This is a genomic window from Flavobacterium branchiophilum NBRC 15030 = ATCC 35035 (assembly GCF_002217205.1).
GTDB classification, from domain to species: Bacteria; Bacteroidota; Bacteroidia; order Flavobacteriales; family Flavobacteriaceae; genus Flavobacterium; species Flavobacterium branchiophilum.
This window is the reverse complement of the sequence record NZ_MUGT01000091.1, coordinates 1-12,555: the sequence shown is the minus strand read 5'-3', so window position 1 is coordinate 12,555 and position 12,555 is coordinate 1. Positions and strand designations below refer to the sequence as shown.

The following is a 12,555-nucleotide window of genomic DNA, read 5'->3' as shown; positions in this document are numbered from 1 at the left end:
ATCTACAATAGTAGAAATTTTAAAGTGGTTTTAAACTCTAACACTGCCAAAATGACACAAAAACAACCCTTTTTTACCGTTTTTGGTTGCTTTTAAATAAAAAAACAGCATTCGAAAGCTTGTTTTCATGCCTTTTGTCAGTATTATTATTATTAAGACCCAGGTTTGCATTTTTTTACAATAGTAACCATGCAATCCGATGCAAACCTATAACTTTTTTTCTCTAATTCAAAGTTTTTTTTTTCAAAACAAAACCAAATCTTCGTCCTGATGCTTGGCATAACCATATTTTGTAATAACACAACTCGGACTCATCTGAAAAATCATAATGCTATCCGTTTCTTCAAATTGTTTGGCATATTTGGTCTTAATTTCAATTTGAATCAAATTCAAAATCCGCTTGCTGTTGTCTATCTCAAACAACGAATATTGCAACCGATGACCAAATTTGCTCAAATATTTTGAAAAATGGGTTCGTGTTTTGTTGTTGCTGATGTCGTAGGATACTAATAACATATTTTTTACTTTTTATTTTTTTTTGAATAATCAAAATATGGATAATGCTCAATAGGTTTTTCCGATATAAAAGAACGGTAGTAGTCTCGGCAATAATAAAAAAGGGGTTCTTTATAATCCATAATGGCAACCAAAAGCCAGCGTGTATATTCTTTAGCTTTTTCAGGCTTCAATTGGTATTGATTGCGATGTATCACAAAATCTTCTTCTTTTATTTGTCCTAAATTGTAGGCTTTCCTTAGCTGACTGTCTATAATACACCGAAAGGGTTCCATAATATCACAAACCAAACTTTTACGCTGATAAAAATTTTGATGATACACCCCTTTGTATAAATCAAAGCCATACAAACTCAACATGTTTTCAACCCAATAAAACAAAAAAGTATAGCCTATATCCATCAATACATTCAGAGCACTCATTTTGGCTCTTGGTTGTCTGCCTTTCCAATTGGTGTCTTTAAAATAGGCCGAAAAAAATACTTTACTAGCAATACCTTCAACGCCCAATATTTCTTTCCATTCGGTTTTGTTTTCAATGGAATTAATATAACTTTCCAATTGTTCCATAGCTGTTTTTTCAATAGCACTTTTTTTTCGTAATTCTTTAAGTAATGCCAATTGATTCGCTATTTTATTCAATACCAGTTTTTTAGCTATTTCTTTATTGCTATAATGATATTGTTTGTATCGCAATAAAAAATTGCCTTCCGTTGCGGAATTCCAAAACCCTATAAGCCGAAAATGGCTTCCCAAATGAAAAATTGGAAATCCATGTTTTTTGCTTTTTTTTAATAAAACACTAGTAATGGAACAATTGCCAATAATCCACAAAGACAAAACCCGATGACAGGTGTCTTGCAAAATTATTTTATCATCACTGTTTTTCACGACCAAGTTGTCGTTTTTTATTGCAAATTTTTGCTCTTCTGTTGTAAAAACAACTACAATTCTTTTCTTTTCAAAATCTGGGAAACTTAACATACACTGGCATCACATAATGGGTTATAAATACATTTTTCGCACTTATATTTATTGGCAATAAAATCTTTTTTCAATAACGAAAAACGATGAATTGCTTCTAAAGTAGCTTCAAATTTTTGCTGCATTACAAGGTTGTTTTTTGGCAAATCGATGGGATACATTTTGTTTTTTGAAAAATCATATAACGCCATTTTTTCTACCTGATACCCCATTTCTGATAAGCAGTAATATTGGGCATACAATTGAAACACATAACCATCATAAATGGTTTTGATGTTGTTTTTTCGTTCGGTTAGCAACCCTTTGTCAATATCGAACACATCAATTTTACCAAACAATTGATAATGAGATGAGTAAACCTCAAAATTTTGAAGTACGTTTTTTTTGTCCGAATAGGTTTTTGAGTCTATTTTTTCATGGGAAGCTTTTCCCTGTGTTTGTGCTTCCCCTTGATAGAGCATTTCGTCCCTGTTTTGATACAGTTGATGATTGTATATAGACCGTGGACAAAAAATAAAATCGTTGATAAACGATATGGGCATGTAGTTTTCCATAAAATAAAATTTTAGTTCATTTAAAATCCGATAGTAGCGTTATTTTTTTATGGCTTATAAAATAACAAGCACACTTACGAGGCTCGCCTATAAAAAAGGCAGGTTCGCCTACAAAAAAGGCAGGTTCGCCTACAAAAAAGGTAGGCTCGCCTACAAAAAAGGTAGGCTCGCCTACTAAAAAGGTAGGCTCGCCTACCAAAAAGGTAGGCTCGCCTACCAAAAAGGTAGGCTCGCCTACCAAAAAGGTAGGCTCGCCTACCAAAAAGGCAGGCTCGCCTACCATAAAAAGAGAACCAATTATAAGAGTTCCTAATACATTTTAAAAACACGCTACAAAAAAAAACACGCTTAGAAAGCGTGTTCAAAAGATAAACATTTAATTTCCTGGCGGTGTGGCGGCTTTGTTTGCAAACCTCTTATTCCAGTCGTCCACTTCCTTCATGGCATTGTCCAAAGCTCCTTCGTTGCCCCTAGAGATTTGAAGGTTTTGTACGTATCTGTCCACAAGTAGCATGATGTCGGTGGCGGCCCCTAGCTGGGTTTCCTCGATGGTTTCGATGCCCTGAATATAGGCCAATCGGGTGGCTTCCAGGTTTTGATAATAGTCCAACAGGTTTGTCAAATCTGCAGGCACATCGGCACGGCTCAACGAGTTTGGAAACTGGGTTGCAATACGAGATACCAATCGGGCATAGCCCTCTCTGCCCTCTGCCATAGATCGGGTAGCTTGTTTTTCGTCGTTAGTCAAGCTAATTTTGAAAGCATTAAATGATGTTAGTGCATTATTTAGTGTAGCAATCAAAGCGTCTGTAACTGCTTTTGGAGCAATTGTAGCAATAAACTTTCTCATTCGTAATAAAATTAAATATTAATAATATCAAAAATAAAAATTAATTGTAAACACACCAAATTTTTAACTTTATTTTTCAAAATAAAATAAAGTTAGAAAAAAAACCTTTGTCAAAGTTCCAAATTTTGACAAAGGTGGTTGGGTGAACACTTTTCTTGAACACTTTTCTTGAAAACGTAACTTGAAACATTTCTTCTAAAACCTTTGTCAAAGTTCTAAACTTTGACAAAGGTGGTTGGGTGAAAATCTTTTTGAAAGCCTTTTTGAAAACGTCGTTTCTAAAACCATTGTCAAAGTTCTAAACTTTGACAAAGATTTAGTACTCCACCTTTGTCAAAGTTCCAAATTTTGACAAAGGTGGTTTGGTGAACACTTTTCTTGAAAACGTAACTTGAAACGTTGCTTCTAATACCTTTGTCAAAGTTCTAAACTTTGACAAAGGAGGTTGGGTGAACACTTTTCTTGAAACGTTGCTTCTAATACCTTTGTCAAAGTTCTAAACTTTGACAAAGGAGGTTGGGTGAACACTTTTCTTGAAACGTTGCTTCTAATACCTTTGTCAAAGTTCCAAACTTTGACAAAGTTGGAGTACTAAACCTTTTTTTCGTTGTGACAAAATATAAAATTTTCAATACCTCCAAAAATTTCTAATACAGATTCTCGTTGTACATGTGTTTTAGATGTTGATACGATTGCCCGATAGGAAGAGTATTTATAATTTTCAATTTCTTTTCTTAGCTCAAGTGGGTTGCAGTGAATGTATAAAATTAAATTTGTTAAATATTCATTTCCATTAATTTTGATTCTTTTAAAAGGGGATTCCAAAAGGGGGCCATGTCGTTTATTGACTTTATTGTAGGCTTGACTATAACTACTTATGAATTTACCAATTTGCTTACTAACAATATTTGTATCAGCATGCAAACCTTGTTGTATTAAATTATTTTTCGTATGTTCGGTTAAAAAAATAGCTAGCTCATCTTTTGATTTTACTTTAATCAAAAAATGAAAATGATTTGGCATTAAACAATACGCATAGACTTCACAAACTTCATTTACATATTTCGTAAACTGTCTCAAAAAATAGTCATAATTCTGTTCGTTATCAAATATTCGATTACCATTTATACCTCTGTTATATAAATGATAAAAACAATCCGGTTCTATAATTTCTTCTCTTATATTCATTTTTTTATTTTAAATTTTTGTTTAAGTTCTAAACTTGCTTCTAAAACCTTTGTCAAAGTTCCAAATTTTGACAAAGGTGGTTGGGTGAACACTTTTCTTAAAAACGTAACTTGAAACATTTCTTCTAAAACCTTTGTCAAAGTTCTAAACTTTGACAAAGGTGGGGTTCTTATTTTTTCATTTCCGCATACACTTTTCTTCGGTTTGGTAGATGAGGAGGGAGGAGGTCATAGTTATTTATTTTTTTGTACAAATTGCAACCAATCTCTGTTACTAATAGATAAATCCACTTTTTTTGTCAAGTCGGCTTGGTCTATTTTATTCAAAAGCATCAATCCTTTTTTAGCAATATGATACGCACCATTGGCATCGGCATCTTTGGGCAAAGTTGGATTTTCTAATTTTTCATAATCTCGGCTGTTGTAAAATGTTCCGTTGTCATTCATCACGGGCGAAATTAGATAATCTATATCTGTTCTTGTTTCGCTGTTTCGCATTTGTAAAGTCATTTTGAACCAATACAATAAGGTTTCAAAAAAAGCCTTGTCGTCTTTGCTAGCAATTTGAGATTTGATGCAATTACCATCTCCGTAAACAATTTTATTTTCGCCTAAAAAGTCTTCTATCTTTTCAGTTAGATTAATTGGAGTGCTTACAAATTTGTTGTTTTGGTCTTTTTGTCTTTTGGTTTCTATTCGTTCGCCATACGTGCAAATGGTCCAGGCTTGTTGCGTTCCTTCGGCTTTTGGATTAAAATCGCTGTACTTATCTACCTCAAATTCAAAATATTTTTCTTTAACATTATATCGAATGGATTGGAATTTATCAAAAAATTCCTTGGCATTTTTCAAGTTTTCATATTTGGTATAAAAATAATTCACAAAACCAGTGGTAGGGTCAATTTTGGAGGTGTTCCAAGCGGGTACATAAAACAAAAAGCCCGATTGTTTACCCATTTTTTGGAAACTTTCAAATTTATTAGTGAGTTGTAATGCGTTGTACAATCCGCCTAATTCCTGAGGTTGCTTATCCTTCAATACCAAATAATTTAATTTGTCAATCAGCATTTTTTCCAGCTTTTGATAAATTTGTTTTTCCACTTTGAATCGTCCACGTTTAAATCCAAAATTCAATTCTTCCATTACCACAATGGCATTTTCTTCCGCCATCAACGTAGCAATTTTATGTACTACTTGACTGATATAGCCTTCTTTGAGTTCTTTGATGTTTTCCACCGTTCCCCAATTTTTCCGAGCTAAATCACGTTCTTTTTCTTTGTTATCCAATAACTTATGATAAGGTGTCGAGATTTTAGAATCGGTGATTGTATTCAAACTTTCTTGTTTCAAGATGTTTCCTTGCTGGTCTATCAGTGTAAGATATACCAAATGGCGTTCTCCTCTATCCAATCCAATAATCTTAACTTCGGGATTGTTTTGCAAATATTCTAATACGGTTTGATTGATATAACTTCCTCCCGTTGCTTTAAAGTTCATGGTAATCGGCACATGAAACTGAAATTTATCAACCGTAAATCGTTTGTCTTTTATAATATCAATTGTTTTATTTTCTTCATTGAAAATGCTAAAATTATCAATATACCTTAAATCATCTTGTGTTAATTCTTTTTCACTTATTTTTCCTTGGTAGTACATATTGAGGTTTTTTATTGTTTGAACAGGAACAATTTCAGATGTTTTTGTTTTTTTATCAATAAAATGCTTTTTGGCAATTTTAATTTTCTTTTTGTGCAATATTATATTTTTAGGTTTTATAGAGGCTTTTCTAAAAAATATTTCGGCTTGTCCATTCAATTTATAGATTACATTTTGCAAATTTTGTTCTTCAAATAAGGCTTTCCAATACAAAGTGTGCATGTTCGGTTTCCCTTTGGAAAAAGGCGATAAATCTTTGCTGTAAATTTGAAATAGAAACAATTTACCTTCGTTCACCAAACCATCAATATATTCTGAATCGATATTTTTAAAATTGATTTTGTAGCCTTGATGTTCTACTTCTCTATAAAAACCACTCAAATCTTGATACGATTTTGTTTCAGAAAATTGAAAATCAAAGTATTTCCAGTCTTCATGTTTGTTTAAAGAGTCCTTGAAAAAATCGATCAACGTATGACAATGTTCTAAATTGAATGTGTCTCCTTTTTTGTGCGTCTCTTTTTTATAGTTTTCTAATAACTCTTTTGATGGGTTGAAGTAAGCAATATTTTTATTGGAAAAAAATACTTTTGGCAACATCTTATTTACTCCAGGCAATAGTTTATACACCATTTTTTCATAATTTTCTTTTCCTTCTGGAAACTTTTGAAACGCTTTGTTATGCTTTTTATCCATAATGGCTAAAAAATAATTACCGTCTTTTTTCAAAATAGTTGTTAGATAATCGGCTTCTTTATTGGCATCCCAACCATTCAATAACTGTGCATTTTCAAAATTCAATTTTATTTTTTCGGTGCTGTAGGGCTTTTGCGTTACGTAATTTCGTACCATATTGTATAATGGTGTCAAAAGGCTTAAGGCTTCATAATAATTTTCAAAAACATCATAAAAAGCAGTATCTTTTTCGGTAATACTATCCGATTTTAAATGCAAAGGTTTGATAAAATGCAACAATTCTAAAATAGCATCTAAAAAGAATTTCAAATTATCAATTAATTTTTGGTCTTGTTTGAGTTCGTCTTCGTATTGGTCTGCATTTTCTAATATTCCTTGAATACATTGGTATTTTGCAGTAATATTAGCAATTAAATCAAAGGTTTTGTCGGTTTCATTTTCTTTTTTGGCAACAAAATGATTTTTAAAATAATTGGCAACACAATTGGAAGAATGTTTTATTACAATATCAGAAGTGTCATCTAAGGTAAGGATGTATTCTGAAAGTACTTCTTGTAAAAAAGCGATAGAAAAATAATCTTGTTTTGTAAAAACAGCTTTGGCTTTATCTAAAGTTTCTCGCTTTTTTTCGTTGGCTTTGCAATATTCTGTTTCAAATTTTGGATTTACTTTCGTCTCATACCAATAATTTAAAGATGATGAAAACACCGAAAAATCACCAAATAATTGTTGCGAAATTGTGGTTAAATGGGTGTCATTTTTTAGATAAATCTTTTGGATGTCGAAACTGGAAAGGTTGTCAATTGTCTGACGAATTAATTGTAAAAGGTTTTGGCTTTCTTCCTGCCCTTCAATGGTATAAGAAAGTAAGTTGATTTTATAAAAGTCAAATATGGCTTTCAAAACTTGTTTCCCATCCGTAAAAGCGTCGGGCAAAAACGAAAGTGAAACTCTATCACTTAAAATCTGTTTATACAATTGTTTTAATTTTGGCAAACGGTCTTTTTTGTCTTTGGTTTGATTGTAATTATTTATGTATTCATTTAGACCTTTATATTTTATATCATTTTTGGTAAATCCTGAAATTATACTATTATAAATTGTAATTCCATTTTGTGAAAGCACATCATTATAATAATTGATTTGAAACATTTCTTCTAATTCATTTACGAAAATTAGCCCTTCATCTCCAAATTCCCCCATTAATTCTCTAAAATTAACTTGCAAACTTTCTACTTGTTTTATTTTTTCAAATGCTTTAGCATTTTCTAAAAATTTAGGTAAATTTTCATGAATCAATCGATAAGCAATAGCGGTAGAATTGGGTTCAACCGAATACATGTTTTTTCTGTTTTGATGAAAACCAGTAAAATAAGTAGTAAAGGTTTTGAATTTTTCGTCAAAATAAATGTCTTTTTGTTCGTTGTTTTCAAACCATTTTTCAAGTTCTACGGTTATCAGTTCTTTTTTATCGATAATAGCAAAAATTGATTTCGCTTCTCCTTCCGAAAAAGATTTAACGATTTCTTTTCGTAAATTGTCTTGTACTTTCTTTAAATCGTCTTTAAATTTTGGCTCTTTTTTTGTTTCAGCACTTTTATTGTATAATTCCAAGTAAGTTTCTAAATGAGTTAGTTTAGCATTGCTTAAAGCTAAATCGATAAAGTATTTATGAAATTTATCAATAGTTTTTTTCATTTCTTGATAACTCTCCGCTCGTTGTTTATCTTGAGAGAGCAATCCTTTTTCTTGAATAAATTCCAATGTTTTTCCTTGCGGAATCAATTCAAATCGAAGTGTTTTGGAAAGCGAGTACTGGTTTGTAAAATTGTTTGTCATGTGTATAAAGTTTGTTTAGGTTTATAAAATGTTTCCAAATTTTATAAGGTAGCAAAAGCTATTGTATTTTGGATCTTAATCAATTATTGATGTTGTAAATATAGAAAAAATAGCCATTAAATACACGTTTGTCAAATAAATACGCTATTATTTAAACAAAAAACACCTATTCCTTTGAAATTCAAAACCTTGTAAGTGAGTTTTTTTTTGGTTTCAAGTTTCAAGTTTCAGGTTAGAGGTTAGAAGTTTCAGCTATCAACCAACAACCATCAACCAACAACCATCAACCATCAACCACAAACCATCAACCACAAACCATCAACCACAAACCACAAACCATCTTCCCAGTCTTTCGGATTTTTTTTTCAATCTTTCAATTTTTTTTAATTAAATTTGGCTTTTATAATAAATAGTTTGAAAAATGAGCAAAATAGAACAATTTACAGCAATAATTAATGAAGGATATGCCACAAAAGGCGATCATATAGTATTGGGGGCGGCCTTGTTGGACGGTGAGGCTCTTGGCGATGCGGTGGTAAAAATTCCGCTAAAAACCTTAAACCGCCACGGATTGATAGCTGGAGCAACAGGAACGGGCAAAACCAAAACCATCCAGGTATTGTCCGAACAATTGTCGGGCTATGGGATTCCAGTTTTGATGATGGATATAAAAGGAGACTTTTCGGGTATTGCCAAAGAAGGCGAGGTGAAAAGCTTTATTACCGAGCGTCATGATAAAATTAACATTCCGTTTGAACCCAAATCGTTTCCTGTCGAATTGCTAACGTTGTCAGAACAAGAGGGGGTGCGTTTGCGGGCTACGGTGTCGGAGTTTGGCCCTGTATTGTTTTCGAGAATTTTAGACCTAAACGAAACCCAATCGGGGGTAATTGCTGTGATATTTAAGTTTTGCGACGACCAAAAAATGCCTTTGCTAGACTTAAAAGACATTAAAAAAATGATCAACTACATTACCGAAGAGGGTAAGGAGGCCATAGAGGAATCTTATGGCAAAATTTCTACGGCAACAACAGGCACTATTTTGAGAAAAATAATTGAATTGGAACAACAAGGAGGCGACATTTTTTTTGGCGAAACATCGTTTGATGTGCAAGATTTGATGCGATTTGACCAAAACGGCAAAGGATATGTAAACATCATGCGGCTGACGGATATACAGGACAAACCTAAATTGTTTTCGACTTTTATGTTGAGTTTGCTGGCCGAAATATATCATGTTATGCCAGAAAGGGGCGATGCAGACCAGCCCGAATTGGTGATTTTTATAGACGAGGCCCATTTGATTTTTAAAGAAGCCAGCAAGGCATTATTGGAACAAATAGAAACGATTGTAAAATTAATTCGTTCAAAAGGGGTGGGGATTTATTTTATTACACAAAATCCTATGGACGTTCCTAGCGGTATTTTGGCCCAATTAGGTCTCAAAATTCAACATGCTTTGAGGGCTTTTACGGCAAACGACAGGCAGGCAATCAAACAAACAGCCGATAATTATCCGAGCTCTGATTTTTATCAAACCGATGAGGTGCTAACGAGTTTGGGAATAGGGGAGGCCTTTGTAACAGCATTGAGCGAAAAAGGGATTCCTACACCACTTGCCGCAACCATGTTGAGAGCTCCAGAGAGCAGAATGGACATTTTGACCGACGATGAAATTAAAGCGATAAACGACCAATCTAAATTGGTTCGCAAGTATGAAACTACAATAGACAGAGAAAGTGCCTTTGAAATGCTAACCCAAAAAATTACCGAAGCTCAAGAAGCGGCAACCGAAGAAGCGGCGGACACTCCTGAACGAGACAGCGAGCCAAGTACAGCAAGTGTGGTTGGCAAATCGGTGTTAAAAGTGGTTACAAGTGCTACTTTTATTAGAGGAGCATTTGGAGTATTAATGAAATTATTTAAAAAATAAAAAGTTGAAAATGACACGTATAATATATTTTGCTGTAGGGCTAACGTTGTTGGTCTCAAATGAGGCTCTTGCCCAAAAACACGCTCCAAGAATTGAGTAAAACCGTTCGCATTTGCCAGGGATTTATCCAGAAGCATCCACCCGTTTGCTGACTTTTGCAGACGTAAGGGGGCTTACAAAATGGGATTTAAAAATCATGAGAAATGAAATTTATGCCCGCTATGGCTATGTTTTTAAAACAAGTGATATGAACCGTTATTTTAACAATCAATCATGGTATCATGCACAATATGAAAATGTTGATGGCTTTTTGAATACTTATGAGAAAAAGAATATTGCTTTTATAAAAAAACAGGAGTAACACTAAAAACCAAAAATAAAAAGACCAACTGTTAGTTTTCAGTTGGTCTTTTTTTTTATATAAAAAAACATACAAATAATCAATATTTTTATCTGATTTAATATTCGTTTTCAATTAATCAAATTCAACATCTCGATCAAAATACATTTTAATGTATTCAGATGGGGTTTTGTTTTCTATTTTTTTGAAAGCTTTATTAAATGTGGATTGGTTTTTAAAACCCGATTCGGAATATAAGTACTTCAGTTTATACGAATCATTGTCTTTCTTTTTTAGCAATTCCTTAAAATAATGAATCCTGTATTGATTGATAAAATTATTAAAATTCTCACCTGTCTTAATATTTATCGCCTTAGATATGTAAGAAATATTAGTGTTTACTTTTTTTGCTATATTATTAATAGACAATTCATTATCTAAAAAAAGCTTGTCTTTTTCAACCACATTTTTTATTTTTTCAAATAAATTATTAAATTCATCATTATCATCATCATGGACATTATCTATTATTATTTTTTGTTCGAATAAAGTTGTATCGTTACCGTCATTTGATAATGCGTTGTCTGGGGTGTTGGATTTTATATTATTTAATTTGGAATAATAATTTTGTAAAATAAATAATATTATTATGCAAGATACGGTAAATGAAAAAGAATTGATAGTAAAATAGATATATAAATAAGAGGTTTCGTCGGGTAATTTATAATATTTTTGATTGAAATGAAAAAAATCGTCAAATTGGATTATTATAAAATTGCATACAAGTAGCAATAAAACAACACCGACCCACTTTATGAAATATTTTTTTTGAAAAAAAATATACACGCCAAATGTGATTAAAAAATGCCACAATAATAAATATACAGTAGATTTAATATAAAAGAATGTTACACAAAAAGTAAATAGAATAGTTAAATTTAAATACAGTTTTTTAAAATGTTGTATAACTTCAAAAGGCAAATAAAGTAAATTAAATAAAAATATGATATTGAAGAATGCAAAAAACAAATAAGCAATTGCATAAAAATTAACTCCAAACAAGTGGTAAAGGATGGCGTTGATAAATAAAAAAGGTATAATTATCGTAAAATAAATAATAAAGATGGTTTTGATTTTTTTTTTAAGGGCTTCCATTTTTAATAATATTTAAATTTTTAATAATTTCATTGCTTTATATGTTTGATTATCAGTGTTTTGAATAAAAAAATCAAAATTAAAATATCGAATATCATTTTAAAAAAAATTATAAATTAAATATTTTTGATATCATTTAATTTTGCAAAGATAAATTATTTTAACAAATTTTAGCATAAAATAATGATATTTTATCATAATTATTGTGGTAGATGATTTGCCATACGCACCATATTAAAACATAATATTTATCTTTTTTTGATAAAAAGTAACAATATGCAAAAATAGTGTGTATTTGCTCGATTAAATATGCTTTATATCGATATGTTTTATTTTTTATAAAAAATAATTGCAAAAAAACAATTCTTACATTTTTAAAAAGAATATTTTTTTAATAAATATAAAGTTATTGTAGCTTTATTTACTATGATTAAATGGAATTGTAGCATCATACAATGCAATAGCATAGATTGTTATTATTTTTATCTCAATGAAATTTTCAAAAAAAACAATGAAATTCAATATATCCAATGAATTTTACAAAATCATTACTTTTTTTAATTTAAAAATATGTACTCCCGTAACCTAGTATAAAGGAAATATTTTAAAATGAATTTTTAAAATGATTAAAATGAAATGATTTATTCATTTTAATTCAAATATTTCATTTTATTAAATTTTGCAGTTTTGCACAAAATAAAAGGAACGTAAGAAAGAATAATCAGCGTGTTGTACTTGCAATTGGATAGATGAAAATCTAAATAATTGATAAGGATTTAAGGAAATTCGCCCAACGGGTATGAACACGATTTCTTTTTTTAAATAAAATGGCTCATATAAAATAAT

At 31.1% G+C, this 12,555-nt stretch carries 10 protein-coding genes; 3 read left to right on the top strand and 7 right to left on the bottom strand.

Features of this window, described 5'->3' with window-relative positions; translation table 11 throughout:
- Positions 1 to 243: 243 nt before the first annotated feature.
- Genes cas2 through cas4 form a run of 3 tightly spaced genes read right to left on the bottom strand, consistent with a single transcriptional unit; the run spans position 244 to position 2,053 of the window.
- Entirely contained in the window at positions 244 to 516 is a 273-nt protein-coding gene (cas2, locus tag B0A58_RS10985; RefSeq protein ID WP_089081097.1) for a CRISPR-associated endonuclease Cas2, read from the bottom strand.
- A gap of 5 nt (positions 517 to 521) precedes the next feature.
- The gene (gene cas1, locus B0A58_RS10980; RefSeq protein ID WP_089081096.1) at positions 522 to 1,499 is read right to left on the bottom strand and encodes a type V CRISPR-associated endonuclease Cas1; all 978 of its coding nucleotides are present in this window, start codon (positions 1,497 to 1,499) and stop codon (positions 522 to 524) included.
- Positions 1,493 to 2,053: a type V CRISPR-associated protein Cas4 gene (gene cas4 / locus B0A58_RS10975; RefSeq protein WP_089081095.1), complete on the bottom strand. Its 561-nt coding sequence runs from the start codon at positions 2,051 to 2,053 to the stop codon at positions 1,493 to 1,495. Before cas4 ends, cas1 begins: the two co-directional genes overlap by 7 nt.
- 89 nt (positions 2,054 to 2,142) lie before the next feature.
- Between cas4 and B0A58_RS17075 the strand changes: the two genes are divergently transcribed.
- Positions 2,143 to 2,376: a hypothetical protein gene (locus B0A58_RS17075; RefSeq protein WP_133063129.1), complete on the top strand. Its 234-nt coding sequence runs from the start codon at positions 2,143 to 2,145 to the stop codon at positions 2,374 to 2,376.
- A gap of 53 nt (positions 2,377 to 2,429) precedes the next feature.
- On the opposite strand, the gene B0A58_RS10965 is transcribed toward B0A58_RS17075, so the two are convergent.
- The 3 genes from B0A58_RS10965 to cas12a all read right to left on the bottom strand — a co-directional run bounded on the left by B0A58_RS10965 (position 2,430) and on the right by cas12a (position 8,281).
- Entirely contained in the window at positions 2,430 to 2,903 is a 474-nt protein-coding gene (locus tag B0A58_RS10965) for a hypothetical protein (RefSeq protein WP_014085039.1), read from the bottom strand.
- A 591-nt stretch (positions 2,904 to 3,494) separates the two neighbouring features.
- Positions 3,495 to 4,091, bottom strand: coding sequence for a transposase (locus tag B0A58_RS10960; protein WP_089081093.1), 597 nt, complete (start codon positions 4,089 to 4,091; stop codon positions 3,495 to 3,497).
- Between the two features lie 233 nt (positions 4,092 to 4,324).
- On the bottom strand, positions 4,325 to 8,281 hold the full coding sequence (gene cas12a / locus B0A58_RS10955) for a type V CRISPR-associated protein Cas12a/Cpf1 (RefSeq protein ID WP_089081092.1): 3,957 nt from the start codon (positions 8,279 to 8,281) through the stop codon (positions 4,325 to 4,327).
- Between the two features lie 421 nt (positions 8,282 to 8,702).
- Between cas12a and B0A58_RS10950 the strand changes: the two genes are divergently transcribed.
- Together B0A58_RS10950 and B0A58_RS10945 are read left to right on the top strand one after the other, a co-directional pair.
- A complete protein-coding gene (locus B0A58_RS10950; RefSeq protein WP_089081091.1) occupies positions 8,703 to 10,214 on the top strand; it encodes a helicase HerA-like domain-containing protein in 1,512 nt (503 codons plus the stop codon).
- A 112-nt stretch (positions 10,215 to 10,326) separates the two neighbouring features.
- A complete protein-coding gene (locus B0A58_RS10945; protein WP_089081090.1) occupies positions 10,327 to 10,575 on the top strand; it encodes a YARHG domain-containing protein in 249 nt (82 codons plus the stop codon).
- Positions 10,576 to 10,689: 114 nt separating this feature from the next.
- Here B0A58_RS10945 and B0A58_RS10940 read toward each other — a convergent pair whose 3' ends face one another.
- On the bottom strand, positions 10,690 to 11,400 hold the full coding sequence (locus B0A58_RS10940; protein ID WP_165766327.1) for a helix-turn-helix domain-containing protein: 711 nt from the start codon (positions 11,398 to 11,400) through the stop codon (positions 10,690 to 10,692).
- Between the last annotated feature and the right edge of the window lie 1,155 nt (positions 11,401 to 12,555).

Excerpts from the sequence above, each read along its gene's own strand:
- cas2 (WP_089081097.1), bottom strand. The coding sequence starts at position 516 with ATGTTATTAGTATCCTACGACATCAGCAACAACAAAACACGAACCCAT.
- cas1 (WP_089081096.1), bottom strand. The coding sequence starts at position 1,499 with ATGTTAAGTTTCCCAGATTTTGAAAAGAAAAGAATTGTAGTTGTTTTT.
- cas4 (WP_089081095.1), bottom strand. The coding sequence starts at position 2,053 with ATGGAAAACTACATGCCCATATCGTTTATCAACGATTTTATTTTTTGT.
- B0A58_RS10965 (WP_014085039.1), bottom strand. The coding sequence starts at position 2,903 with ATGAGAAAGTTTATTGCTACAATTGCTCCAAAAGCAGTTACAGACGCT.
- B0A58_RS10960 (WP_089081093.1), bottom strand. The coding sequence starts at position 4,091 with ATGAATATAAGAGAAGAAATTATAGAACCGGATTGTTTTTATCATTTA.
- cas12a (WP_089081092.1), bottom strand. The coding sequence starts at position 8,281 with ATGACAAACAATTTTACAAACCAGTACTCGCTTTCCAAAACACTTCGA.
- B0A58_RS10950 (WP_089081091.1), top strand. The coding sequence starts at position 8,703 with ATGAGCAAAATAGAACAATTTACAGCAATAATTAATGAAGGATATGCC.